The sequence below is a fragment of the Agarivorans sp. 1_MG-2023 genome (genome assembly GCF_030548385.1).
In the GTDB taxonomy this organism is placed as follows: Bacteria; Pseudomonadota; Gammaproteobacteria; order Enterobacterales; family Celerinatantimonadaceae; genus Agarivorans.
In genome coordinates this window covers 68,842-94,265 of record NZ_JAUOSJ010000015.1, presented here as the reverse complement: position 1 = coordinate 94,265, position 25,424 = coordinate 68,842, and the positions used below count along the sequence as shown (strand labels likewise).

Below are 25,424 nucleotides of genomic sequence, written 5' to 3'. Positions count from 1 at the left end.
TTGTTATAGCTTTATTGCATGGTTACTATTTACCCATTAGCAAGACAAAGCAAATATTAAAGGGAAGAACTCGATGGCGGCTAACGTTAAATTTTGGGATAAACATGCTAAGGGCTATGCCAAGCGAGTAATTGCAGATAACCAAGCTTACCAATACAAGCTAGAGCAAAGTCGCCAGTATTTTTCCAAGCAAGCCACCGCTATAGAAGTAGGTTGTGGAACCGGCTCAACAGCGCTGTTGCACGCCCCCCACCTTAAACATTTACTTGCTACCGATTTATCGTCGGGAATGCTAGACATTGCCGAACAAAAACGCCAGCAGCAAAACATCGGGAACGTAGATTTTAAGCAAGCCACGATTGAAGATTTGGATGTAAACGAACCGGTAGATGTTGTGCTAGCACTTAACCTAATTCACCTTCTCGAAGACAAAGATACCGCCATTGGCAAAATAATGACCTGGCTAAAACCAGGCGGCGTATTGATTACCAGTACCCCTTGCTTAGGCGACAAAATGAAGTTTTTTAAGGTAATAGGCCCAATAGGTAAAGCACTAGGCCTAATGCCTTTGGTTAAGGTGTTTACCGAGCAAGAGTTACTTAACAGTTTTAGTCAGCAAGGTTTTAGCATTGAACAGCAATGGCGACCTAATAAAGCCATTTCTAGCTTTGTAGTCGCTCGAAAACCTAAGGCAGAATAGCGGTGTTTACACCGCCGCTTTGAGTGGATTTTCGCTTAGGCATTCTGCCAACACTTGTTGCAACAAAAAGGTTTCTCGCTCAACCGACATCCCCGCTTTCGGGTTATTTGCCATGGTGTCTAGGTTGTGCTGAATAGCGTGATGAATGTTTAACCAAACTGGCTTCATGCCATTGTTGATTTCATAGTCTTCTAAGGCATTGTTGCCCAGCTCATCGTCAATTTCACACAGATAACAATAAGACAGCATATGCATATAGTCAGCATCATCTTTATACCAGGGGCGATATTCTTCATAGCAGCCAAAGGCTTCTATATTGCGAATATTTTGTGCACCAGTTTCTTCACTCAATTCCCGCTTTAAGCCAGTAATAAGGTCTTCACCTTGATCCACGCCACCACCAGGTAGTGTGTAATCATGATAACGCTCGGTATACATCAGCAAGATATCGTCACCCTTCAACACAATCGCACGTGCCGCAATACGCTCTAAGGCCCTACCCGTAAGAGAGTTTAAATCGGAATGGATGGTTGATTTGAGTAAGCGCATAGTGATTTAGCTGATTGAAAAATGGCTGGCGAATTTAGCAGTTAAGTCCTAAACAAGCAAACCCACATTATTGCGGTGACTTCAGGGTATAAATAAAGTTTTTTGTTTATAAATATTTATGTCGATAAATTTTACATAAGACAAATAATAAGTCTTACCTTAAATCTTAACTGCATGAAAAATAAAGGATAGTTATATAGGGCTTGATTCTTGCTTTGTCGAATGTCGAAAAATAATTATAAATCATTGGTTTAACTAAGCATCTTTGTAACAACATTGAAGGAATATACTTGTGCAAAAGACATCTTTAGCATTAATCACAACAGCGAGCCTCCTCCTTGGGTCCTTTACCGCTCAAGCCACCATGTTGAGCGGATTTGGTGGAGACGCTGGTTACGGTGAGCTAGCCATGGGCAGAAATGATGATGGTTCATCGAATCAACTCGACCTGCCCTTTGAAATTAACTACTTTGGCAATAGTTACAATGAGTTTTTCGTAAACAACAACGGGAACATTACTTTCGAAAGCCCATTAGATGGCTTCACTCCAGTCGCCTTCCCCGTTGCCGAACAGCCAATGATTGCGCCATTTTGGGCTGATGTAGATACCGGCTGTGCTGAATGTGGTGAAGTATATGTAGGTAGCCCTTCTGACGGTGTAGTAGCAGTTACTTGGGATAACGTGGGTTACTACGATGAAAACTCAAACAAAGCTAACAGCTTCCAAGCTGTACTGATCGACCGTTCAGATACAGGCGCAGGCAACTTTGATGTTGAATTTCGTTACGACAAATTAGAATGGACTACTGGTGATGCCTCTAACGGCTCAAACGGCTTAGGCGGCACCCCCGCTCAAGCAGGTTATGATGCTGGTGACGGCGAAAACTTTTTCGCTCTGCCTGGTTCATTTAGCGAGAATATTTTAGATCTCGTTTCAAGCTCTAATACTGGCGAAGATGGCGTATGGCGCTTTGCTATTCGCGAAGGCGCGTTACCAGGTGCAACCCCTGATAACCCAATAATGCCAGTAGTAGTAGATGGCGGTTGGGGTTTTGAATTCAACGTAGATGCCGATGAATTAGTCTTTATTGATCCAGATGTAGCGGTTGGTTACGACTACATTGTTGATTCAGGTCCAAACATTCGCACGGTTACGCTACCTGCTGGTTTCGACGACGATATGTTCTTTATCTGGCTATGGACTGGCGTAGATTGGGAACAAGTTGCCAATTTAGCTGCTGGTGATGTTTATGACTTTGGTGTTGATGGTGTTGACCGTTTCCGCGTAACAGGCATTGACACGTCAAACGAGCTGGACCCAAATGACGAACTAGCATTTGTTACCGGATTAACTTTTGCTGGTTCAGGCACCGTTGCCATGCGCCAATTACCAATTCTAGAGTTTATTCCTGGCCCAGGTAACGCAGTACCAGAACCTAGCACTTGGTTGTTGATGTTAGTAGCAGTAGTATTGTTACTTAGCTCTCGCAAACGCAGCAACTCTGCACCAATAAGCTTAATGCCTGCATAAGCTAAGCGGTTAAAAGTAAGGGAGCTTAAGGCTCCCTTTTTTGTTACGGACAACTTATGAAAAATGTATTTATCGCTTTATTTTCATTGCTTATCACTAGCACCACCTTAGCTGAAGATTTTGAAGCGTGGACAGTTAAATGCCCACCGGGTAAGCCCTGCGTAATCACTCAAATGATTATGAAGAAACAAGGCGATGCAGCAAACGTTATAGCCGGAGTGAGCTACTTCAACCATGCAGAACAACCCATTTTAAAAATTAGAATTAGCGCAAACGCTGAGCCTAAAAAGGGCTTGGGGTTAAAAATCGATGAGCAAAAAGCCCTTCATTTGCCTATCACTACCTGTGACAACAAGCTTTGCGAAGTTAATGTAGTCGCCGATAGGCAATTGATAGAAGATCTACAGAACGGAAAATTGATGTCGATTGCTTACATCCTTAAAAGTAACCAGCAACAAACCGCATTTCCGGTAATACTCACTGGCTTTAAACAAGCTTACGGTTCTATTCAATAAATAAAAAAAGGCCTCGCAAGCGAGGCCAAACACCACAGGGAATGTGGACTTGCACAAACATTTTTTGCTTTAGCTTTTTCGCAAAAAATGAAACTTTAAGAACTTACGGTTACTAAGCTTGGGTAATCGGTATACCCCTTAGCGCCACCACCATATAAAGTATCTTGATCTAATTCATTCAGCTCTGCGCCTTGCTTAAAGCGCTCTGGTAAATCGGGGTTAGCAATAAATGGCGCGCCAAAAGACACCACGTCAGTACTATCATTTGCAATGGCTTGTTCTGCACTCTCTGCGCCATAGCCACCGTTTGCCATGTATGCACCTGCAAATCGACTGCGTATTTGAGCAAAGCTAAAGCCTTCGTTACTCGCGCCAGCAAAGTTCTCAACAACATGTAAGTAAGCCAAATTCATTGGGCTTAACTGCTCAGTTAAGTAGTTAAAAAGAGCTTGAGGCTTGCTATCAGACATTGAGTTGAAAGTACCGGTTGGCGAGATGCGAACTCCAACTCTCCCACTCCCCCATACTTCAGCAACAGCAGCAGTAACTTCAAGCGTCAAACGCGCTCTATTTTCGATAGAGCCACCATAGTTATCGCTACGCTGATTAGTGCCATCTTTAAGAAACTGATCTAACAAATAGCCATTGGCTGCATGCACTTCTACGCCATCAAAACCTGCTTGCTTGGCGTTAATTGCCGCTTGCTTAAATTGCTCAACAATTGAGGCTATTTCATTACTTTCCAAAGCACGCGGTGTTTCAAAATCTAAAAAGCCTTGCTCGGTAAATGCTTGGCCATCTGGCGCTATGGCCGAAGGTGCAACGGGTAACTCCCCATCTAACTGAATAGCTGAGTGAGAAATGCGGCCAACATGCCATAGTTGCAGCACAATTTTTGAGCCCTTAGCGTGCACCGCTTCGGTAATGGCTTTCCAACCTTGAATTTGTTGCTCGCTGTGAATACCCGGCGTAAAAGCATAACCCTTACCTTGCGGTGAAACTTGAGTAGCTTCAGTAATAATTAACCCGGCACTGGCGCGTTGTTGATAATACTCAACGTTAAGCGCTTGAGGTATATCACCGGGTTGGGCTGAGCGCGAACGTGTAAGCGGAGCCATCACCACCCGATGCTTTAAGCTAATATCGCCTAAGTTAATAGGAGAAAATAAGTTTGCTAGAGACATAATTAAATCCTTTCAGTTATCACAAAATGGCTTGGCTGGTTTATCTATTACTTAGCGCCAAATGGCTTTCGGCTTTAAGCCAATATTCGGCGTACAATTGATTAAAGTCGTCGACCACTGAACGCTGCACCGCAGGTAAGGCCAACAAACGCTCGCCTAATCCACTTAAGCGAGGAAAATCGGCCAACCAATCTTTAGCGTATAGCGTTTTCGTGGCCGCGAAACGGGTGAATAGAGGAGCTAATGCGGTATCGATTAAGGCTAAATCATCCCCATTAAAATAAGCGTTTTCACTGGTAAGGTTTTCTAAACGGCTTAGTTTGTCTTTTAGGCCCGCTAAGGCTGAATGGTAATCGTCTTCATTTTTCGCCATCGACGTTTGGTACTGAGCCATTAACACTTGGCTAGCAAATTCAATCCACCCTCGATCTTTGGCTTTTTGCAAAGGATCAGCTGGCATCAACGAGCCTTCGGTAATTTCATCTAGAAACTCATTAATTACTGCTGACTCAAATAATACTTGGTCACCGTATTTCAATACTGGTACCTTGCCTAAAGGTGACAGTGCGAGAAACCAGTCAGGTTTGTTAGCCAAATCAACATATTGTATTTTGAAGTCGATCCCTTTGTGCAGTAAGGTAATCACCGAACGTTGAACAAAAGGGCAAAGCTTAAAACTAATCAGTTCAATACTTTGATTGGGCCGGTAGGTGGTGGGCATGATATTTTTCCTTGTTGTAACAAACAAATATTCACCTGGTTACCAAATACAACTTCTGTATCCAAACGAAACATAGTATCTTTTGGTAACTATAAGAATGTTTTGACGAACTACAAGTACGCACAAATTAGATATTTAGTTTCCTAGAGGTGCCTAATGTTGGATTCAGCGGCTTCCAGCCACGAAAAAAAATATGAAGTTTCTGAGACAATGCATGAATGTCCGGTGACTACTGCCATTGATGTGATTGGTGGAAAATGGAAAGTGATTATCTTGTATCAGCTACGAGGGAAAACGCTTCGCTTTGGTGAGTTGAAAAGAGAGATCCCTAAAATCACTCAAAAAACGCTAACCCAGCAACTGCGTAATTTAGAAAAAGATAAACTGATCGAACGAAAAGTGTATGCCGAAGTGCCGCCTAGAGTGGAGTACACCCCGACGTTTTTGGCCGAACAACTAAACCCAGCCTTAGATTTATTATGTGCTTGGGGAAAAGACTATCAAAAAGCCCACGAGTGAGCTAAATACGCCTCAGTAATACATCACGGATCAAGCCAAGTGCGTGCTTTAATTGTTCAATGTCTTGAGTGGCCATTAAGCTTATCCGCACTGCGGGTCTTTGTTGGCCTTCAACACTAAAATGTTGCTCACCGCTAAGGTGAATACGGTGTTTTAGCATCACCGCTACAAAAGCTTTACTGGTCCAGCCTTGTGGCAAGTAAAGCCAAAGATGATAAGCACAGTGCTCAACAAGCGCTTGATTCACAAACTCTAACTCACTAAAAATGTGTTTCGCAGCTCGCTGACGGACTAAGGCCTGGCGCTTTTGCCACTGGCTAATTTGAGCCACAGCCCCGCTTGTTATTAGCTGACAAGCCAATTGCATGAGTAAAGGCGAAGGCAGCCATACCGTTGTTCTCACCAAGTTTATATAGTCATCACGCTCACTTTTGGGTACCACCAATAAGCCTAAACGCAAACTAGGCGAGACGCACTTAGACAAGCTGGTTAAATAAACCGTTTGCTGTGGCGCAAAACAATAAAAAGGCTTGATGTTGTCGTCCGCTAAAAAGCCATAAATATCGTCATCAATCACTTGAATAGCATAGCGATTAACTAGCGCAGCCAACTTTTGCCGCCGCTGGTTTGGCATCACACTTGCTGTTGGATTTTGACAAGAAGCCACCAATACTAAGGCCCTAATAGCTTGCTGTTGATGTTGTTTTTCTAACGATTCAACCAATAAACCTTGTTCATCTAAGTCAATGGGTACTGGTATACGGCCCGTTTGTCGAAGTACCGAAAGAATTCCGGGATAACATAAGCGCTCTACCGCTACTCGGTCTCCCACTTGGGTAGTGGCAAGTACCGCCACTAACAATGCATGTTGCGCACCGTGACAAACTATTACTTGGCTCTGCTCGCACACAATACCTTGGCTTTGTAACCATTGGTGCAAAATAGCTAGTTGCTCTGGATTACCGGCATCATCTTCGTAATCACAATATGCTGCCAAATCATCGCCAGCTAAGGCCTTAAGCTGGGTACGTAAAGGTGCCAATAAGGGTCCATTTAATGGCGTAACCAAGGAAAGGTTAAACTCATTTCGAGTTCGCCCTTTTATACCGTCGCTAAGGTTTACGTTAAATGAAACAAAAGTGCCTTGCCCCACTCCCGAACTTATTAGGGCTTTGCTTTCTAATTCTTGATAAGCCTGGCGCACCGTAACGGCGCTACTGCCAATCTCTTTGGCTAAAACACGATGAGCAGGTAACTTGTTTTGGTAGGCTAAATGTCCCTTTAATATTGCATTCTCAATACAACGGGCTATTTCCAAGTATAAAGGACGAGCTTGCGGGTTAAAACTCGCTAACAAAGCTTGCATAGAGATATCGATATTCCATAAAAAATAGCATGAGGGCGAAGGCTGAAGCGAAAAACCTTACGAGATACTATGCAAGTGTATCAAACTAGTCAGGTTTTAATTTGTGCATCGTTTTACTGAATAAACAGCAAAACAACTACCTAGAACTCGAGTTTTTGATTCACCCAAGCTGGCATCGGTCGCTTAGTCCATTTTGCAAACGACATTTTCTCAGCCAAATAAAACTGGCGATAAGCCTCTACCGCATCCCCCGTTTGTTTATATTCAAGGGGCATAGCTTGAGCGAATTCAGTCAGGCCCTTTTGGCTATAGTGAAACTCGGTAAGCTTTTCCAACACCGCCATCGATTTATGGTCGATCTCTTTGTTATAGCGATAACGGTACTCTCGGTTTAGTTCTATTGTTAATTGCTTAAGCCACAAAAAATTGTCATAAGATTGCTCAACCCAAAGCACACAAGGGTGGTTAAGGTGAGTAGATTTGTAAGGCGTAGTAAATCCTTTTTTATTTAAAGCGGTACACAACATTTGAACGCTTTCTAAAATCATTTTTACCACATGTTGGTCGCAGTGAAACTGCGCGCAGCGTTTAATATCATGGTCCAGAATAAAAATGTTCATAAGATTTCTCATGTGGATTGTATAAGCTGCATCCGCTCTATTGAGCAGTGCCAGTGACGATAATTTGAAGTTATAAGATCACTACGTAGCTAAGCGCTCAATCGATTAGAACAGCGTGCATTTTTTATCGCTTTAAATGGCCACAACAACTCACTATGTTGAACTAGCAGTGCGCTTTGCCATTGCACTAGTAAAACAAGTCAATTTGTCGAAAACTTACGCTAAGTTCAGTGAAGCATTTACATTGAACTAGTTCAATGTAAACATCGTTTTACTGATTGCCGCTAACCACTTGCTTAAACATTTAAAGGGAATACACGATGAGTAAAGCACCTCTAACCACTGTTGCATTTATTGGCTTAGGAACAATGGGTTTTCCTATGGCTGGACATTTAAGCGACAAAGGCTACAAGTTGGTGGTGTATAACCGCACCGATGCCACAGCAAAACGCTGGTTAGAGCAATACACCGGCACGCAAGCCTTTACCCCAGCAGAAGCCGCCGCCCAAGCCGATGTGATAATAACCTGCGTAGGCAACGACCAAGACGTACGAACAGTTAGCCTTGGCGAAAATGGCATTATGTCTGCCGCCAAACCAGGCAGCATTTTAATCGACCACACCACCGCATCTGCTGAATTAGCTCGTGAGTTATATAGTGCCGCTCAACAACATGAATTAGCATTTCTAGACGCCCCGGTATCTGGCGGTGAAGCGGGTGCAGTAAACGGCGCATTAACAGTCATGGTGGGTGGCGAGCAAAGCACCCTAGATAAAGTGGAGAGCTTACTTGGCAGTTATGCCAAAGCCGTTACCTTAGTAGGTTCTGCAGGCTACGGACAAACCTGCAAAATGGTCAATCAACTTTGTATCAGTGGTATTTTACAGGGCTTGTCTGAGGCTTTACAGCTTGCGAAGGCGGCTGACCTAGACATTGATACCGTTGTGGAGGTATTGCAACATGGCGCAGCTGGAAGCTGGCAACTAACCAATCGAGCGAAAAGCATGGCAAACAACCAGTTTGATTTTGGTTTTGCAATAGACTGGATGCGTAAAGACTTAGCCATTTGTTTTAATGAAGCTAACAAGCTAGGTGTGCCGCTACCATTGGCAAAACAAGTTGATGAACAGTATGCCAAATTGCAGCAACGTGGGTTCTCACGTGCCGATACCTCAGCCTTAATCAAACAATTTGATCAAGAAGCACGATAAGTTGCGCTCAAAAAAAACCTAAGGCCGCAGGCCTTAGGTGGGAGTCACGCGAGAACGTGAATATATAAAATAAAATAGAAGTTCAAATAAAGCGAAAAGTGCGAAACATTCAGCCTAACAAGACGACAATAAGGGAAGTGTTTATTGCCTGCATGTTTAAATAGGTTTTCAATACCTCGCGCAGCGTCAGTGGCTCAAACCAACAACATCTTCGCTAGCACACTAGTAATACTAACCCATCTTGAGAGAAGCCACTTAGATCCAGCATGATTCGCTGTAAGCATTACTATACAGATTCTTCGAGAGCTAAAGAAAAGCCGATTGTTCAGCTTTAGCTTGCGCTATACCTAGAGCTAGACTAAGCTCGCGTGCAATTGTAGTTGGCAACTTTGATTGCCCATTACGCTACCCTATTTCCATCTTTACTAGGTAACAATAATGACTCTTATTGCCGTTCCAGATTTAGCGAAACCAGAAGCTAAAAGCCATCACAAACCACGCCATTTGAAAAAGTTAGCGATTGGTCCTTTCGCACAAACCTGCGCAGAGATTAGATTTGTTGCTGATATCGAGAAATTTGACGAAGTAGACGCTGCACTTGCCGCAACTCAACAGCAGCAAGGTTGGGATTTGTTTATTGCTTACTTTAACGAGCAATACCACGTAGCAATCAACTTCTTCACTGAGCAAGCTGAGCTAGAAGCTGTTGTTGCACAAGCAAATGCCACTATCGTTGAAGTACTAGGCGATGTTGAACTGCAAGTTCTTGCTGGTGATGCAAATTATGGCGATTGGGATAGCTGCTACGCAGAGTAAGTCGCATCCCATTTTTATTGGCGCAAATCCTCGATTAGCGCCAATAATGGCCTAATAGCCGAGTTCTACTTGGTTAATTTGTTGTAATTGCCTCACGGCACTCAAGGTCATTTTTAACGGCACCCAAATAAAATACGCTGAAGCCAGTATAACCATCACCGGATCAGCATATACCGCAAATTCTGCATACCGTGTTTTAGTTAGCACAATCGCAATGCCAAAGCCCATTAACACCGACGCGCTAATAACACTGTCCATTAACCATTGTTTTGCTTCCGCATCTAACAGCGCCGACTGAGAAGCACTTTTATTTAAAATCCAATACGTTGCGACACACCCCACCACATTAATAAGGCCAAAGATTAACGCCAATCCTGTATCAACGTTACGCCCGCCATGAATAATGGCCAACACAGCAGTCGCAAAAGACACCAAACACATCACGCTAATCGCTAAACCTTTAAAAGCAACAACCGCAGGCTCAATCATCAGTGCTTTGTTGGGTTTATCATCAAATACAGGGTGCTTCTTTAGCGCTAAGGAACCTAGTGATACCAAGGTGAGCGCTAAACTGACTAAGGAGTAAGCACCATCGAATACAATCACTAAAGAACCAGCCCATAATCCTAAACTGATACCCAGTAATGCAAAAAATAAAGAGGAGAAACTAGAAAAGCTTAACAGCGCTTTTTCGGACCAACCAGAACCAAACATTTAACTACCAATGGCGCAATTAAGCGACACAACCTTCTATTAAACAATAAAAGTTCGCCATTCTAGTGGGTAAATAATCTACATTCAAGAGTACCACGCTAATGCCAATAGCACGCTTTTCCTGGCAATTACTGCTCGGACTCAACTAAGGCCTTAATTTTGTGGGCTTTTTCAAAATGATTAAGCTGATGGGTACTTATCCACCAGCTAGCGGCTTCCATTAGCAAAACAGGATCATCATTTTTATTGGCGAAAAACGCATAAAATGACAGCCCTACATCACTCCCTTTGCTGGCCATTTTCTTATCGCACACTGTCACAATATGCTGTTTAAGACTGTCGCGCATTTTGATCCCCTTATTCGCTAGCTGTCCAACCAGGCGCAATAGCCAAGCCAGCCACACCTTTAAGCACTGAACAGTCTTTTAAGGCTAGCTGATACTCACCACCACTTAAGCTATGTGCAGTCGAACAATCTACATTCCATTGGCGCAGCAAATAACCTGCTAACGCAGCCCTTACTTCTAAGGTTAGTAAGCCATTATGCATCGCGTAGTCCAGCTCAATGGCCTGTGGGTGCACTAAACTTGGGTGAGCAATCAGCTCAAGCTCAACAATGTGATTCCACTGTTTATCGTATTCACGGGCTTCTAAGGTCTCGATAGACTGATCCAGTACAGCAAGCTGGGTAAAGCGGGTGCATACAAAATCACGAAAACTGCCACTCACTCGGTCAAAAGCACGTACATGCCAACGGTGACCATTATTAACCAAGCTATGCGGAACGATCTCTCGACTAGATTCCCCCGATGAAACAGACAAATACAAACATTGTAGGGGAACACGATGATGAATAGCGCGCATAATAGCCGCAATAAACTCTGCTTTAGGATGCACCAAACGTACGGCGTCAAAGCAGGTATCACTAGGTTCTAGTGGAAATGATAAGCCGTCGCCAAAGCCATGAGATAAGCCCGTTAAAATGGCTTCTGGATTATGGGAAAACAAGGGACTAAATTGATCACGTCTTAAATAGCGACGCGCCTTGTGATCAAGGAACGCATTATTGGGCGCAAACTGCTTGTAGCTTGATAAATCTCTAGTTGCAGCCGCAAGACCAGTTTGAAAACGGCTAATCAAATCGGCTCGGCTTACTTCACCAAAATATTCTAAGCTAAAATCGATAAACGCTAGGCGACTGCGTTGCCCATGACTTAAGTCTTTTAGTTCCATTAATCAACACCCTACATTCCTAGAAAGCAAAAATATTAACAAGGGAGCTTTAGACAGGCAATCATTTTGATTAGCACTTATTTTAGTTTTGATAGGCAGCAAACAAAACTGCAATTTGTTACTTCCATAGCACTATAAATATCAAATATTGATCATTATTTTTTACATCTCAAATTGATTTTTAACCAAAACACCTGCCGTAAGCCGCAAAACAAGGCGATGCCCATGAAATCAATTTATATTTAATTATCAAAAACTTAAAAAATAATCCTGTTTTACATCACACATCTACGTCACATAATTTTAGCGCCAAGCCTTAGCCTCCCCCAACTCAATATGTACAAAATATAAACTACAAATGTTAACGCTAACAAATACAAAAATAAAAAACATAAGGACATAAAATGAAGCCTTTTATAACTACGCGACCACTCTTTAGCTGCGCACTGTTTAGCTCAGTGTTACTACTAAGTGCTACCGGCTTTTCGGCAGAAGCAGCGCTTAGCAAGCAAAATTTAGCCAACTCCGGATATTGGGGTGGCATTTTGCTACCCGATAACAACGCAATTAGCGCCTCTGAGTTGAACACCATTTACAATCGTTTTGTAGACAACTACATCGTGAATGTTGGTAGCGATAAAGCACGTGTTAAATGGGGATCTGGGGGAGCATTGCGTGATGGCAGCGGAAACGTAAGTAAGGATGCTTACGCTACCGCCTCCGAAGGCATGGGCTACGGTATGCTGATTACTGCCTATGGCAACGACAAAGCTCGTTTCGATAAACTGTACCGTTTTTACAAAAAAACTATTGATGATAACAACGCTGCCTTAATGCCTTGGTTGGTATGGGACAATGCCTCTCCAGTAACTAATCAAATTTGTTACGGCATTGTGGGTCAAAACCAAACCTGCTTTGGTGCCGGTGGTGGCGGCCCTGCTACCGATGGCGATGTTGATATCGCGATGGCCTTATTTGTTGCCGCAGACAAATGGAGTGGTACCGGTATTGATTACCGGGCTGAGGCCATTCACATCGTTAACGAACTACACGACAACTGGTTGCATTGGTGTGCTGACGATGGTGGTACTTGGGTTGTAAAACCTTACCAAAAATCTAATTTTGATCCCTGCAAAGACGAAATTGATGCCTCTTACTCTATTCCTGCTTTTTTCCGCTTCTTTGCAGAAGTGGCCGCATTAGACAGCAAAGTACGCAATACCAACGATCGCTGGAACTCAGCTGCACGTGATTTATATGCCAAGTTGCTAGATAAACAAAAAGCGGGCCCTAACGGAGACAAAACTTTTGTGGCTGATTGGATGAAGCTAGACGGCAGCGCTGTATCCGGTCGCAGTACCAATTACGGATCAGATGCGTCTCGCATTCCTTGGCGAGTGACCATGGATTACGCCTGGTATGGCACAGACGAATCACGTAACTGGACACGCCGTTTAATCAATGACCTTGTCAACGATTCCAACAACGGAGACATATCAGGTATTAAGGCCGATATCGCTCAAGCTACTGGCAATAGCGCCGGGTACAACGGACGGTCATTCTCTGGCGGCTTTGCCGTTGCAGCCATGCTTTATGATTGGTATCCCGCTAACGCAAACAACTACACCAACCATTGGGTTAACGAAACCCTCAATGGCAGTTTACCGTGGAACATAGGTGCTAACGGTTATGAAAATGCCAACAACGATTACTACGGCATGGCTTTATCAGCGCTGTATGCGCTAACTCTAACCGGCAATACCTATAAACCTGCGGCGAACTGACAACAAACCTGCAAGGGTTGGCTGTGCCGTACAACCCTTGCTTAACCCGCAACTCTAAATGGAACAGCTAATGAACAAGCTAAAAAGAGTGTTGTTATTACTTGTAATTACTAACCTAGCATACGGATTAAATGCCGCGACATTAACCGATAAAAATGGCCAAGTAATGCGAGGGACACCGATGATCCTCGGTAAACCTTATGCAAAATCCAGCGGCACTGTCACTACCAATATTGAATCGTGGAGGAAAGTAAAAAACTTAGGTTTTAACACCGTTCGAGTGGCGTGGGTTGACCCCTTTGTTGCTTGGGATCCAAACTGGACGCCTAAGCCAGGGGCTAATTGGTCGGTAGATGAAGTGATTCCCTACCTAGATATCGCTGTAGCCAACGCGACTAAAACCGGTACCAATATCATCATTAACTACCACCACGTAGGCGAATTTCAACGCACTCGTGGTTTTGGCATGATGGCTGAGTTCTGGCGTAAGGTGGCAAGCCGCTATAAAGATAATGACTTGGTATATTATGAGTTGAACAATGAACAAGCTTGGAATGACGCAGATTACAAGTCATCTGCTTTTATGGAGCCAATGCGTCAGGTCTACCAACAAGTAAGACGTGATGCGCCTCAACGCCATATTATTATGTTCTCGTTCCATTCAATGGCGCTGAATATGAAAAGTATCGTTGATCAATACTCATGGATTGATTGGAGTAATACCTCAGTAGGTTTTCACTTTTATGGTGCGCCTAACGGCAACATGAACCAAGAAATTGCCCACTTAAATGACCTGTTAAACAACTACCCTACTATTTGTACTGAGTGGGATTACTTAGGCGAAGGCCATAACTACGTTAAGCGCTACTATGGTTATGATGTAAACGCCCAAGCCCTAGAAGAGTTACAACAATCATCAATTGATTGGCGTGGTTGGGGTGAATCTGATCTCGGTAATACCCGTGACAAATGGGTTCCCGATGCTAAACAAAAAGGTTACTGGTGGGGAGGCAACAACGGCGGTGGCGACAATGGCGGCGGTGACAACGGTGGTGGTGATAACGGCGGCGGAAATGGCGACAATACAGTCGTGGTTAGAGCTCGCGGTACTAGCGGTGGTCAATCAATAACCTTGCGCATCAATAACCAACCAGTGCAAACTTGGTCACTCAGCAGTAGTTACCAAAACTATAGCGTTAATACCTCATCGTCAGGTGACATGTTAATTGAGTACACCAACGACCAAAATGGTGGTGATGTACAAATTGACTACCTAAGCATTAATGGTCAAGTCCGCCAAGCGGAAGACCAAACATACAATACAGGTGCTTGGGCAAACGGCCAATGTGGCGGTGGCACCAAAACCGAATGGCTGCATTGTAATGGTGGCTTAGGTTTCGGTAGCACTAACTAACAAATTTAAGAACTGGCACTAGTGACGAATCATTTCTCGTCACTAGTGCTTATTTTAATCGCAGTGTTTCACCAATTGCCATACTCACAAACTCACCTTGTTTGGTTTGTTCGCTCAGCTCTATTAACTGCTCTGCAGGCTCCATCACTGGCTCAGCAGTTAAAGGGTAAGTGCCCCAATGCATGCCTATCGACAGTTTTGAGCGCACATCATTGTGAATCTTAATCGCCTCAGGCACGTTCACGTGCTGGTCTTTCATAAAGTCGCGAGGGGCATAGGCTCCAATAGGGATAAAAGCTAAATCTATCTCACCCGCCCATTGGCCAATTTCTTTGAAGTCGTAAGGGTTGTAGCCAGTATCTCCGGCAAACCACAAACGCTTGTTGTCTACTTCAATTAACCAACTGGCCCAATGGCTTTTATTGCGGTCAAACAAACCACGTGCCGACCAATGCTGGCTAGGCGTAGCTGTAATCTGGGTATTTGCTCGCTGTTCTGAATCCCACCAAGCCAATTCACTAATATTGTCGCTATCTACCCCCATTTTTTCAAACCACGCGCCTAGGCCCTCGGGAACTAAATAATGGGTAGAGTTACCTAAGGCTTTAACTGCCATTTTATCTAGGTGGTCATAATGATTGTGTGAGATCACCACAAAATCAATCTTTGGCAAATCTTCCGGATTAAAGGTAAGCGGGACTAATCGTTTAGGGCCAGCAAAACTCACTGGCGATACGCGTTCGCTAAACACGGGATCAGTAAGAAAAGTAACACTAGGTAACTGCACCAAGAAACTAGAGTGGCCTAGCCAGGTAATTTTATTGGTTTGCTGCGGGTTATTGATTAGCGCTATATCTACCGTTTGACGCGGAATATCGCTGGCCTGGGCAGCTTGGTCGGCCCACACTTGCTCGCCAAAATAGCGAACATACAAAAACTTGAAAGGGTTTTTCTCTATAGGAGGAATATGGTTGTTTTGATACACCTTATCCGACGAACTACACGCCACAATCAGGCCTACGGTGAACACTACAACTAGCCCAGTTAACAACTTCGCCACTATCAATCCTTTGGAATTACACTCAATAATATTGCCACTGTAAAAGTTCTATAGCGCTTAAGGCAAGTACCAGAGCAATAAAAAAAGCGCTAGCCACCCGCTAACGCTTAATCTTCACAGCTAGAAAAAATTAATCTAAAACAAACTCATGGCTTAAACTCATCACGCTAACGCGCCCTTTACCTTCAGCTTTAGCGCGATATAAAGCGCGGTCGGCTTGTTTAAGCAGCCAATCTTCATTTAGGTCGGCATGCTCTACTCCACCGCAATCGGTGATACCAATTGAGCAGCTTAAATCTGGCAGTTCGGTCACTAACTCTGGTTTATCAGCCCAAGCACTTAATTCATTCTTAAAGTGATTTCGGTTCTGTAAATTAGTGAGTAATCGCTCTGCGGTAAGTTTTGCTTGAGCATGATTTGCACTAGGAAACACCACCACAAATTCGTCGCCGCCCCAGCGTGCAATAATGTCTCCAGCACGCATGGTTTGTACTAATAAATCGGCAAACGCGCTAAGCACTTTGTCGCCGACATCATGGCCAAGCAAGTCGTTAACGATCTTAAAATTGTCCAAATCGATATAAGCTAACGAACAATGATACGTGCCATTTTGCTGCTCAAACATCACCAATTCTTGGTCTAATCGTGCCAACAAAGCTTGGCGATTAAATAAGCCCGTAAGCGAGTCTGTGGTCGACATTTTCAGCAAATTTTCGCGGTGCTTTAGTTGCTGTAATTGGCTGCCTAACTGGCGACTAATAAGATTTAAAGTGTCTTGATCTTGTCTATCGAAGTAACGGTTACTGTTAAAGTTGCACAGCGTTAAAGCGCCATAAAGGTGCTCATCAACAAAAATAGGTAAACAGGCTAATGAGTTATACGTCGCCCGTTTTCCATCTTCACCTTTGGAGCTAAAACTGTTGTTTATCCAGGTAGTATGGTTATCTTCAATATGGGCTAAGTAATGTTGTACTTGTTCTTCGGGAATCGCTTTTCCTACATGAGTCCACTCTGTCCAACCTTCAGAAGTAAAGTGATGAATCATGCCGACTTGCACGGTAAAGTTGCCACACACCAGTTTTAAGCTCTCAACGGCTAAATCCATGGTGCTTTCAAAACGCTCAGGCAATGATTGCATTCGGCTAATCAACTGCATCTCGCGCAGCCGCTGCTGTACTTGCCGTAACTGAGTATCTTGCTTGGCATTACGCACCAAATCGAGCAAGTTTAAAGAAACATCGTTTAGCGGAAACTTCTCAATGTCTTTAGCATAAAAGGCATGACGTTTATCAATAACCTTTTTTATACCTTTAAAAATTTCGGTGAAACGCGGCAAGACTAAGGATTCGCACATAGCTAAACTAGATTGCAGCAATTTATCGCACGCTTCCCAGTTACCTTGTCGGCTATAGACTTCTAATAATTCCGTACTGCATTGCGGCAGTAGGCGGCTGTCCATATCCACGACTTCGCCTAACAAGGCGGGCGCTTTTTCAAAGATTTGCTGAGCCTCATCGAGTCGGTCATCTACAACATCAAGTGAGCCTTGCAATAATGCTCTTAAAAAGGCACCAGTACTGGACGGGTTAAATGGTAAACCTTGCATGCGCTCTAAACACTGCTGGGCACGCGCTAACTCACCTAATTTAGTATGGCAAAAGCCTTTTAGACTAAAGACATCGTAAAGGTTACGAAAAGGAAAGTGAGTCATTTGGCGTATACGACAAATTCTCACCAACTGCTCTAACACATCACAGGCTTGCTGGTAATCTCGGGTACAAAAATACAACCACGCAAAGTTGTACAAGGTAACCACTAATTCCGAATAATCACCGGTATGGCGAGCAATAGAATAGGCGGCTAGGTATTGCTGCTGTGCTTCTGGGTACTTTTCCAACAGGGTATTAAAGTAACCGGTACCGTTATACATTCTTACCCGTTCGCTGGCTTCACCCAGTTCTTCGCGAATACGCGAACTGACTGCAAAACAACGAAAGGTAGCGTGGTAACGGCTAATATAAGAATAAATAATGCCTTTGCTGTGATAGCTGGCGGCAATGCCTTGGCGGTGCCCCATACGGCGAGCCAGTATCAGTGCTTGCTGAGTAAAATCTAGCGCAATAGTTGAATCGAGTTCTTCATAAAACCGCAAATACGTGTAGTAGTTACGCAGTGCATACAGGCGTGAACAATCCATATTGTATTGTTTCAATACTTTGTCTAGATGTTCAAACTCAAGTAACTGTAAAGGTGTAGATGACTTATCGTGAGCATAAAAATTCACAAATAAAGATTGCGCTAACAAGTGCCCATCAGCCGCTTGGCCTGCCAACTCTAAGGCTGCTTCTGAACATTGCATCGCTTCTTCAAAGCTTTGCTGCTGCACCAGGGTAATACTTAACAAATTAAGTAAATGTACCTTATTAAACGCTGGCTCTAAGGTTTCTTGAAACACTTGCAGCAACTCTAATTCGGTCACCGCAGAATTCAACTCGCCTTGATAAAGCAAAGCTTCAGCTAACTGAAGCTGCAAGCTAGCTTTTGTAGCATCGTCTAAATCGTTACTTTCAAGCATTAAACGCGCTGCCGTTTCAGCTTCTGGCCAAGCCATAAAAGCAATATTTTCGGCCACTAAGGCGTCTGCACTTTTTATACAATCGCGATATTGCCAACGTGCTTTTAAAGGCGATTGGCTTGCAGGTACTTTGTGAATCAGCGTGGTGTCGTCTAACCAATCTAGAAACCCTTCCCACGCTTCATCGTCTTGGCGATTGGCTAAGGCATATTGAGTATCAATTGATACCAATACCATTAGCGGAAGGTTAGGTTTTTGATTAACCAAAGCTTTAACCAGCTGAATGGCCGAAGCAGAAGCAAAGTGCCAACCACTAAGCACTACCAAACAAGGCTCTAGTACCAACAGTTCGGTTAACTTAAGGATCGCTTTTTCAATAGATTGCTGCTCAAAGTACAAATCATCCACGATGACCATTTCACTGCGGGAATAGGGTTTGCCTTCTAACATGTCGCATATATTCTGCTGCAGAGGAACAAAGTCGGTGACTTTTTGCGATAATTCTTTGGCAGTATATGGCGAGCATTCATAGCGAGCAGTTAATAAGGCAAACAAAGCACTATAGGGCGAATAAGCACTAAGATTGTTGAGCGTAATCATGTACATCGGCACTGCTTGCTGCTCTGCAAAATCAGAAGCACAACGCGCTAAGTTTTCAGGGTCGGAACACTGGAAAAAGCTAAAACTTGCTTTGTTTTGCAGCGCTAATTGCCAGTCAATGGTCAATCGCTTAGAGAAATGGTCTACTTGGGGCATACTTGAAATCGCCCTCCCAGGCAAACTTGAACACTCGCTATAGTAAGATATTTACTCAATAATCGATGCCAAGATGGTCACATAAAGCTCGGGAAAAAGCCTATATATACAGCTAGATAATAAAACTGATAACTTGGTCAACTTTATTTAGTGTTAAGCTCGCCAACGCTGAATCAAACAGCCCATGGGTAAACAACAAAAATTAAACTTGATAGTCAACACTCGTGTTTAGGTGCTCGTATGTCGTACTATATCTAGATACTCGAATCACAATTATTTTAATGTCTTTAAGTACCCAACAACAAGCAAAACTTTGCCAAATAAACCAAGCCAAACAGATTCACCATAGCGAATTGATTCAGTCACTATGGGGCGGATATGGCGAATTACTAAGAGTGCACTTTAAGCAGGGTTTGCGCTCTAGCCTAGTGGTTAAAAATATTCGCTATCCAGAGCAAGTAGAACACCCTCGCGGATGGAATACTCAAGGCTCTCACCAACGTAAAGTTCGCTCTTATCAAGTTGAACTTGCTTGGTATCAACACTTTGCAGCAGCCTGTGATAACAATTGTTACGTTCCAAGCTTGTTAGACCTAAGTGCAGATAACAATCAACAATGGCTGGTTCTTGAAGACTTACATACTCTCGGTTTCAATCAAGTAAAACAACAAGTAAGCGCAGAACAAGCCTTGGTATGTGTGCGTTGGCTGGCTTACTTTCATGCGCGTTTTTTACAAGCCCCAGCAGCACAACTTTGGCAGCAAGGTAGCTACTGGCATTTAGCTACCCGCCCAGACGAACTCGCCGCCATGGAAGATAGTCCACTCAAGCAAGCAGCGACGGTCATCGACCAACAACTACAAAACAGTGACTACCATTGTTTGATTCACGGTGATGCCAAACTCGCTAACTTTTGCTTTAACCAAGAAATGAATCAAGCAGCAGCGGTAGATTTTCAATACGTGGGAAAAGGGTGTGGTATTCAGGATTTAGCCTTGTTTATGGGCAGCTGTTTAAGTGAACAGCAATGTTTTGAACAACAAGACCATTTTCTTGAAATCTACTTCCACCAGCTTAAGCAGGCTATTTCGCACTATAAGATAAGCTTAGTAAACGTTGCCGAACTAGAACGTCAGTGGCGCGCGTTATATCCCTTCGCCTGGGCCGACTTCCAGCGTTTTCTGCTTGGCTGGAGCCCTGATCATTGGAAGCTCAATAGTTACAGCGAACAACAAACCCAGCGTGCGCTTAAGGCCTTAGCTTAGTGAATAGCATTAATCATCCATCAATATCCTGCCCATTTAGCACGGCGAACCTTGAGCAGCTTAAGCAACTCGCTATTGAAGCCGCACAACAAGCCGGAGAGTACATCGCCGCCTTCCCGCGTAGCTCGCTAGAGGTTGATCGCAAATCTTCTACTCTAAGTTTAAGTGCGCAAGTGGTAACTCAGGTTGATGTGCACTGTGAGCAATTGATTTTAGAACACTTGAAGCAGGCTACTCAGCAATTTGAGCTGGCGGTATTAGCTGAAGAAAATACTCAGCAACACAGTCTTAGCCAACACCCAAGGCTCACTCAGCCAGCATTTTGGGCCATTGACCCTCTTGATGGCACCCTACCCTTTATTGAAGGCGGTAATGGTTGCGCGGTGTCTATCGCCCTTATAAACAAGCAAGGTCAGCCATTGATTGGAGTGGTATACCTTCCCTTCTCCAAAGTTTTGTATCACAGCTACTTTGACGTGAACACCCATCAATACCGAAGCATTAAACAGCAGCAAACGTTTAGCCTTAGCACTGCTAATACCAGCCAAGCCTTAGTATTTTACTGTGATAGAAGTAGCTTGAAAGAAACCTACTTTAGCCCGCTAAAGCAGCAGCTAAGCGCCTTAGCAAATCGTTTAGGCTATCAGGAGCTAGTAATAAATCATCAGGCTGGCGCGGTAGTAAACGCTTGCTCAGTAATGGACAGCAATGATGCCTTTTACTTGAAATTGGCTAAGCGCAACGAAGGCGGTGGCAGCATTTGGGATTTTGCCGCTACCGCTGCTATTGCAAGGGGAAGAGGTGCGTGGGTAAGTGACAGTATGGGCCAAACCCTAGCGCTAAATAACTCAGGTTCTAGCTTTATGAATCAGCAAGGCGTGTTGTATGCCAGCTCCCAAGATATAGCCGAACAGATTTTAGCTTTAAAGCTAAATCAACAGTTTAGTGATATCTAAGGTCAAAGTGACCAAGCGAAAGCTAAGCAACAAAAAAAGCCAGACAAGTGTCTGGCTTTTTATTACCGACTAAGGCTTACACTGCAGTATGAATACAGCTCACTGAGTGATCGCTAGTACCTTCCAACTGCGGTTTTAACTGAGCACACTGCTCGGTAGCAATTGGACAGCGAGTGCGGAATACACAACCCGATGGCGGGCTAATTGGCGACGGTAAATCGCCTTCTAGCAAATCAATGGTTTTGTTACGTTCCAAATCAGGATCAGGAATTGGCACTGCCGACATCAAGGCCTTAGTGTAAGGATGCGTAGGTTTATCAAAAAGTGCTTTTGATGTGCCCAGCTCTACCGCATTGCCCAAATACATCACCAACACTCGGTCAGAAATGTGCTTCACTACCGATAAATCATGAGCAATGAAAATAAGGCTAAGCCCCATTTCAGCCTGTAACTCTTTAAGTAAGTTAACCACCTGTGCTTGAATCGATACATCTAAGGCAGAGACTGGTTCATCACAAATAATCATCTTAGGTTTTAAGATTAGCGCCCGTGCAATACCAATACGTTGACACTGACCACCAGAGAATTCATGCGGATAACGGTTAATAACGTTAGGCAGTAAACCTACTTTGGTCATCATCTCTTTTACCTGCTGCTTAACTTCTGCCTTGCTCAGCTTGGGGTAAAAGGTTTGTAAAGGCTCGGCAATAATATCGCCAACGGTCATGCGTGGGTTTAACGAGGCCAGCGGATCTTGGAAGATCATCTGAATCTCTTTACGTTTCTCACGTAGTTCTTTATGGGGCAATTTAGTTAAGTCTTGGCCTAACCAAACCACCTTACCCGCTTCGGCTGGCACTAAGCCAATCACCGCACGCGCAAAGGTAGATTTACCACAGCCAGACTCACCAACCACACCCAAGGTTTCACCTTGATAGAGTTTTAGTGATACACCGTCTACCGCTTTTAAAGTAGCAGCTGGCGCCCAAGGTAAACCTTTGTTGTTCTTAATTTTGAAATAGACTTTTAAATCCACGACGTCCAGCAATAAGGCTTTATCACTCATATTATTGGCCTCCGCTTAAGTGGAAATCATCATGGCAAGCTCGCTGACGCTGATCGCCAAAAGTGCTTAGTTCAGGCGTATGCTGACGACAGTGATCGCTTACTCTGTGGCAACGCTCCTGGAATGGACAGCCCTGCGGAAGCTTTAACAAGTTAGGTGGATTGCCCGGAATTGTTGGCAGTATTTCGCCTTCGGTATCCAAGCGTGGAATCGCTTTTAACAGGCCTTCGGTATAGGGGTGGCTTGGTCGATAGAATACGTCTTTAGCGCTCCCATATTCCATGGTTCGCCCAGCGTACATCACCAGCACTTTGTCACAAATACCCGCCACAACACCTAAGTCGTGAGTAATCATAATAATCGCCGTATTAAACTCACTTTTTAGCTCGTTTAACAAAGTCATTATTTGCGCTTGAACGGTAACATCCAAGGCAGTGGTAGGCTCATCGGCAATCAATAATTGTGGTTTACATAGTAAGGCCATCGCAATCATTACGCGCTGGCGCATACCGCCAGAAAACTCATGTGGATACATCGCCATACGCTTTTCAGCTTCTGGCATTTTCACCGCATCTAGCATGCGCACTGCTTCTACATGGGCTTCACGATTACTCATGCCTTTGTGCAAACGCAATACTTCTTTAAGCTGTTCACCTACTTTCATATAAGGGTTGAGCGAAGTCATTGGGTCTTGGAAAATCATCGAGATTTTCTCGGCACGAATAGCGTTTAACTGCTGTTCAGGCAAGTTAAGCACTTGCTGACCATTAAATAGCGCTTCGCCAGAAATGACGCCGTTTTTCGCCAGTAGTCCCATTAAGGCAAAAGCGGTTTGGCTTTTACCAGAACCTGACTCACCCACAATGCCTAAAGTTTGTCCGGCTTCTAGTGAAAAGGTTAAATCATTCACTGCTGTAACACTGCCTTCAGGAGTTGAAAACTCCACGCGAAGGTCTTTAACGTCTAATAAACTCATTGTTATACCCTTGCCTTACCGATCTTTCGGATCTAAGGCATCACGTAAACCGTCGCCTACATAGTTAAAACTGAATAGTGTGACAACCATAAATGCCGCTGGATACAGCAATTGCCAAATGGCAATTTCCATGGTCTGCGAGCCATCTTGTAGTAGTGCGCCCCAAGATGTCATTGGCTCTTGTACACCTAAACCTAAAAAGCTTAAGAATGACTCTGTAAGAATCATTTGCGGCACCAGTAAAGTGGCGTACACTGCCACGATGCCTAATACGTTTGGCACAATATGGCGAGTAATGATCTTCCATTTTGATACACCACATACTTCGGCGGCTTCAATAAACTCTTTGTTTTTAAGACTTAAGGTTTGGCCACGAACAATACGCGCCATGTCTAACCACGATACTGCACCAATCGCCACAAATACCAAGAAGATGTTACGGCCAAAAAAGGTTACCAATAAAATCACAAAGAACATGAATGGAATGCCATAAAGGATCTCTAGCAAGCGCATCATGACTCGGTCTACTGTGCCACCCAAAAAGCCAGAGGTGGCGCCATACAAGGTGCCAATAAGCACCGCTACAAATGCCCCCATTACACCAACAAGTAACGATATTTGACCACCTAATAAGGTACGTACAAACATGTCTCTACCTAAAGAATCGGTGCCAAAATAATGGCCACTCTCGATAGACGGTGCATGATGCATAGCGCCCCAGTCAGTATCATCAAAAGCAAACTCACTAAGGTGCGAGCCAAATGCCACTAACAAGGTAATAAATACTAAGATGCCCAAACTCACCATCGCCGCGCGATTGCGCATAAAGCGCATGCGGGCGTCTTGCCACAGGCTGCGACCTTCAATTTCCAACTTATCGGCGAACTCGCTAAGCGCTTCGCTGTTCTGTTTATTATCTAACATAGCAGCCTCCTAGTAGCGAATTTTCGGATCGATGAAGGCATATAAAATGTCGACAATCGCATTGAAAATAATAGTGAAACTACCAATCAGAATGGTTAAACCCAATACTAAAGAGTAATCTCGGTTAAGCGCGCCATTTACAAACAACTTACCAAAGCCCGGTAAACCAAAAATGGTTTCAATTACTACTGAGCCAGTAATAATACCGACAAACGCTGGCCCCATGTACGACACCACTGGCAGCAGTGCAGGACGTAAAGCATGGCGCAATATGATATGGCGATAAGGCAGGCCTTTAGCTTTAGCGGTACGGATAAAATTGGAGCTTAATACTTCAATCATGCTACCACGCATAATCCGCGCAAAAGACGCAACGTAGAGTAAAGACATGCCAAGCATCGGCAATATGATGTACTGCAGTTGCCCCCCATTCCACCCGCCGGCGGGGAGCCATTGCAGCTTAATGGCGAAGACATACACCAAGCTAGGCGCTAATACAAAGGAGGGCATCACCACCCCGGCCATTGCCGTGGACATAATGCTAAAGTCCATCCAAGTATTTTGTTTAAGTGCCGCTAGCGTGCCAACAGACACACCCATTAATACTGTGAATATAAAGGCAATAGAGCCAATTTTGGCAGACACCGGTAGGGCTTGCGCCACTAACTCATTCACGGTGTAGTCTTTATATTTAAATGAAGGGCCAAGGTCGCCTTGAGCCAAACTGCCTAAATAGGAGAAGTATTGCTCCAGAACTGGTTTATCTAAACCGTATTTCGCCTCGATGTTGGCGAGGACTTCAGGCGGTAGTGAGCGCTCACCAGAGAAAGGGCTTCCTGGGGCAAAACGCATCATGAAAAAGGTGATAGTAATCAATACCAGCAAAGTGGGGATTGCTTCTAACATTCGTTTTAAGATGAACTTAATCATACAAGTATCCAGCTTTTATTTATTTTCGTTGCGCACTAT

At 44.0% G+C, this 25,424-nt stretch carries 24 protein-coding genes; 10 read left to right on the top strand and 14 right to left on the bottom strand.

Annotated elements, in window-relative coordinates; all coding sequences use genetic code 11:
* Positions 1-73: 73 nt before the first annotated feature.
* A complete protein-coding gene (locus Q4592_RS18980) occupies positions 74-700 on the top strand; it encodes a bifunctional 2-polyprenyl-6-hydroxyphenol methylase/3-demethylubiquinol 3-O-methyltransferase UbiG (protein ID WP_303516150.1) in 627 nt (208 codons plus the stop codon).
* Positions 701-706: 6 nt separating this feature from the next.
* Here Q4592_RS18980 and Q4592_RS18975 read toward each other — a convergent pair whose 3' ends face one another.
* Positions 707-1,249 carry an NUDIX hydrolase gene (locus tag Q4592_RS18975; protein WP_303516148.1) on the bottom strand — a complete coding sequence of 181 codons (543 nt, stop codon included), beginning with the start codon at positions 1,247-1,249 and terminating at the stop codon, positions 707-709.
* 292 nt (positions 1,250-1,541) lie between these two features.
* On the opposite strand from Q4592_RS18975, the gene Q4592_RS18970 reads away from it, so the two are divergent.
* Together Q4592_RS18970 and Q4592_RS18965 are read left to right on the top strand one after the other, a co-directional pair.
* Positions 1,542-2,780 (top strand): nidogen-like domain-containing protein, encoded by a 1,239-nt coding sequence (locus tag Q4592_RS18970; RefSeq protein ID WP_303516145.1) that lies wholly within the window; start codon positions 1,542-1,544, stop codon positions 2,778-2,780.
* Between the two features lie 56 nt (positions 2,781-2,836).
* Complete coding sequence (locus Q4592_RS18965) at positions 2,837-3,295, top strand: invasion associated locus B family protein (protein ID WP_137672682.1); 459 nt, start codon at positions 2,837-2,839, stop codon at positions 3,293-3,295.
* 95 nt (positions 3,296-3,390) lie between these two features.
* Here the strand turns inward: Q4592_RS18965 and Q4592_RS18960 are convergent, their stop codons facing one another.
* Complete coding sequence (locus Q4592_RS18960) at positions 3,391-4,479, bottom strand: alkene reductase (RefSeq protein ID WP_303516140.1); 1,089 nt, start codon at positions 4,477-4,479, stop codon at positions 3,391-3,393.
* 40 nt (positions 4,480-4,519) lie between these two features.
* Positions 4,520-5,200 (bottom strand): glutathione S-transferase family protein, encoded by a 681-nt coding sequence (locus Q4592_RS18955; RefSeq protein ID WP_303516138.1) that lies wholly within the window; start codon positions 5,198-5,200, stop codon positions 4,520-4,522.
* Between the two features lie 156 nt (positions 5,201-5,356).
* On the opposite strand from Q4592_RS18955, the gene Q4592_RS18950 reads away from it, so the two are divergent.
* Positions 5,357-5,719 carry a helix-turn-helix domain-containing protein gene (locus tag Q4592_RS18950; RefSeq protein WP_137672679.1) on the top strand — a complete coding sequence of 121 codons (363 nt, stop codon included), beginning with the start codon at positions 5,357-5,359 and terminating at the stop codon, positions 5,717-5,719.
* A 1-nt stretch (position 5,720) separates the two neighbouring features.
* Here Q4592_RS18950 and Q4592_RS18945 read toward each other — a convergent pair whose 3' ends face one another.
* The gene (locus tag Q4592_RS18945) at positions 5,721-7,085 is read right to left on the bottom strand and encodes a PLP-dependent aminotransferase family protein (protein WP_303516136.1); all 1,365 of its coding nucleotides are present in this window, start codon (positions 7,083-7,085) and stop codon (positions 5,721-5,723) included.
* Positions 7,086-7,225: 140 nt separating this feature from the next.
* Positions 7,226-7,705 carry a pyrimidine dimer DNA glycosylase/endonuclease V gene (locus Q4592_RS18940; RefSeq protein ID WP_303516133.1) on the bottom strand — a complete coding sequence of 160 codons (480 nt, stop codon included), beginning with the start codon at positions 7,703-7,705 and terminating at the stop codon, positions 7,226-7,228.
* 320 nt (positions 7,706-8,025) lie between these two features.
* Here Q4592_RS18940 and Q4592_RS18935 point away from each other — a divergent pair, with 320 nt between their 5' ends.
* Together Q4592_RS18935 and Q4592_RS18930 are read left to right on the top strand one after the other, a co-directional pair.
* Entirely contained in the window at positions 8,026-8,916 is an 891-nt protein-coding gene (locus Q4592_RS18935; protein WP_303516131.1) for an NAD(P)-dependent oxidoreductase, read from the top strand.
* 438 nt (positions 8,917-9,354) lie between these two features.
* Positions 9,355-9,732 carry a hypothetical protein gene (locus Q4592_RS18930; protein WP_137672675.1) on the top strand — a complete coding sequence of 126 codons (378 nt, stop codon included), beginning with the start codon at positions 9,355-9,357 and terminating at the stop codon, positions 9,730-9,732.
* 51 nt (positions 9,733-9,783) lie between these two features.
* Here the strand turns inward: Q4592_RS18930 and Q4592_RS18925 are convergent, their stop codons facing one another.
* The 3 genes from Q4592_RS18925 to Q4592_RS18915 all read right to left on the bottom strand — a co-directional run bounded on the left by Q4592_RS18925 (position 9,784) and on the right by Q4592_RS18915 (position 11,679).
* Positions 9,784-10,446, bottom strand: coding sequence for a cation transporter (locus Q4592_RS18925; RefSeq protein WP_303516126.1), 663 nt, complete (start codon positions 10,444-10,446; stop codon positions 9,784-9,786).
* Between the two features lie 128 nt (positions 10,447-10,574).
* Positions 10,575-10,793: a DUF6500 family protein gene (locus tag Q4592_RS18920; protein WP_303516124.1), complete on the bottom strand. Its 219-nt coding sequence runs from the start codon at positions 10,791-10,793 to the stop codon at positions 10,575-10,577.
* 10 nt (positions 10,794-10,803) lie between these two features.
* Positions 10,804-11,679, bottom strand: a complete 876-nt coding sequence (locus Q4592_RS18915; protein ID WP_303516122.1) for a WYL domain-containing protein — start codon at positions 11,677-11,679, stop codon at positions 10,804-10,806.
* A 404-nt stretch (positions 11,680-12,083) separates the two neighbouring features.
* Between Q4592_RS18915 and Q4592_RS18910 the strand changes: the two genes are divergently transcribed.
* Positions 12,084-13,463, top strand: coding sequence for a glycosyl hydrolase family 8 (locus tag Q4592_RS18910; protein ID WP_303516119.1), 1,380 nt, complete (start codon positions 12,084-12,086; stop codon positions 13,461-13,463).
* Positions 13,464-13,533: 70 nt separating this feature from the next.
* Positions 13,534-14,877 carry a cellulase family glycosylhydrolase gene (locus tag Q4592_RS18905; protein WP_303516117.1) on the top strand — a complete coding sequence of 448 codons (1,344 nt, stop codon included), beginning with the start codon at positions 13,534-13,536 and terminating at the stop codon, positions 14,875-14,877.
* A gap of 49 nt (positions 14,878-14,926) precedes the next feature.
* Here Q4592_RS18905 and Q4592_RS18900 read toward each other — a convergent pair whose 3' ends face one another.
* Both Q4592_RS18900 and Q4592_RS18895 read right to left on the bottom strand, forming a co-directional pair.
* The gene (locus Q4592_RS18900; protein WP_303516114.1) at positions 14,927-15,937 is read right to left on the bottom strand and encodes an MBL fold metallo-hydrolase; all 1,011 of its coding nucleotides are present in this window, start codon (positions 15,935-15,937) and stop codon (positions 14,927-14,929) included.
* Positions 15,938-16,067: 130 nt separating this feature from the next.
* Positions 16,068-19,268 (bottom strand): diguanylate cyclase, encoded by a 3,201-nt coding sequence (locus Q4592_RS18895; protein ID WP_303516111.1) that lies wholly within the window; start codon positions 19,266-19,268, stop codon positions 16,068-16,070.
* Between the two features lie 281 nt (positions 19,269-19,549).
* Here Q4592_RS18895 and Q4592_RS18890 point away from each other — a divergent pair, with 281 nt between their 5' ends.
* Both Q4592_RS18890 and Q4592_RS18885 read left to right on the top strand, forming a co-directional pair.
* A complete protein-coding gene (locus Q4592_RS18890) occupies positions 19,550-20,533 on the top strand; it encodes a phosphotransferase (RefSeq protein ID WP_303516109.1) in 984 nt (327 codons plus the stop codon).
* A complete protein-coding gene (locus tag Q4592_RS18885) occupies positions 20,533-21,489 on the top strand; it encodes a 3'(2'),5'-bisphosphate nucleotidase CysQ (protein ID WP_303516107.1) in 957 nt (318 codons plus the stop codon). Before Q4592_RS18890 ends, Q4592_RS18885 begins: the two co-directional genes overlap by 1 nt.
* A gap of 76 nt (positions 21,490-21,565) precedes the next feature.
* Here Q4592_RS18885 and oppF read toward each other — a convergent pair whose 3' ends face one another.
* Genes oppF through oppB form a run of 4 tightly spaced genes read right to left on the bottom strand, consistent with a single transcriptional unit; the run spans position 21,566 to position 25,385 of the window.
* Positions 21,566-22,555 (bottom strand): murein tripeptide/oligopeptide ABC transporter ATP binding protein OppF, encoded by a 990-nt coding sequence (gene oppF / locus Q4592_RS18880; protein WP_137672665.1) that lies wholly within the window; start codon positions 22,553-22,555, stop codon positions 21,566-21,568.
* 1 nt (position 22,556) lies between these two features.
* On the bottom strand, positions 22,557-23,531 hold the full coding sequence (locus Q4592_RS18875) for an ABC transporter ATP-binding protein (protein WP_303516102.1): 975 nt from the start codon (positions 23,529-23,531) through the stop codon (positions 22,557-22,559).
* Positions 23,532-23,546: 15 nt separating this feature from the next.
* On the bottom strand, positions 23,547-24,455 hold the full coding sequence (gene oppC, locus Q4592_RS18870) for an oligopeptide ABC transporter permease OppC (protein WP_137672663.1): 909 nt from the start codon (positions 24,453-24,455) through the stop codon (positions 23,547-23,549).
* A 9-nt stretch (positions 24,456-24,464) separates the two neighbouring features.
* Positions 24,465-25,385, bottom strand: a complete 921-nt coding sequence (oppB, locus tag Q4592_RS18865) for an oligopeptide ABC transporter permease OppB (protein ID WP_303516098.1) — start codon at positions 25,383-25,385, stop codon at positions 24,465-24,467.
* Between the last annotated feature and the right edge of the window lie 39 nt (positions 25,386-25,424).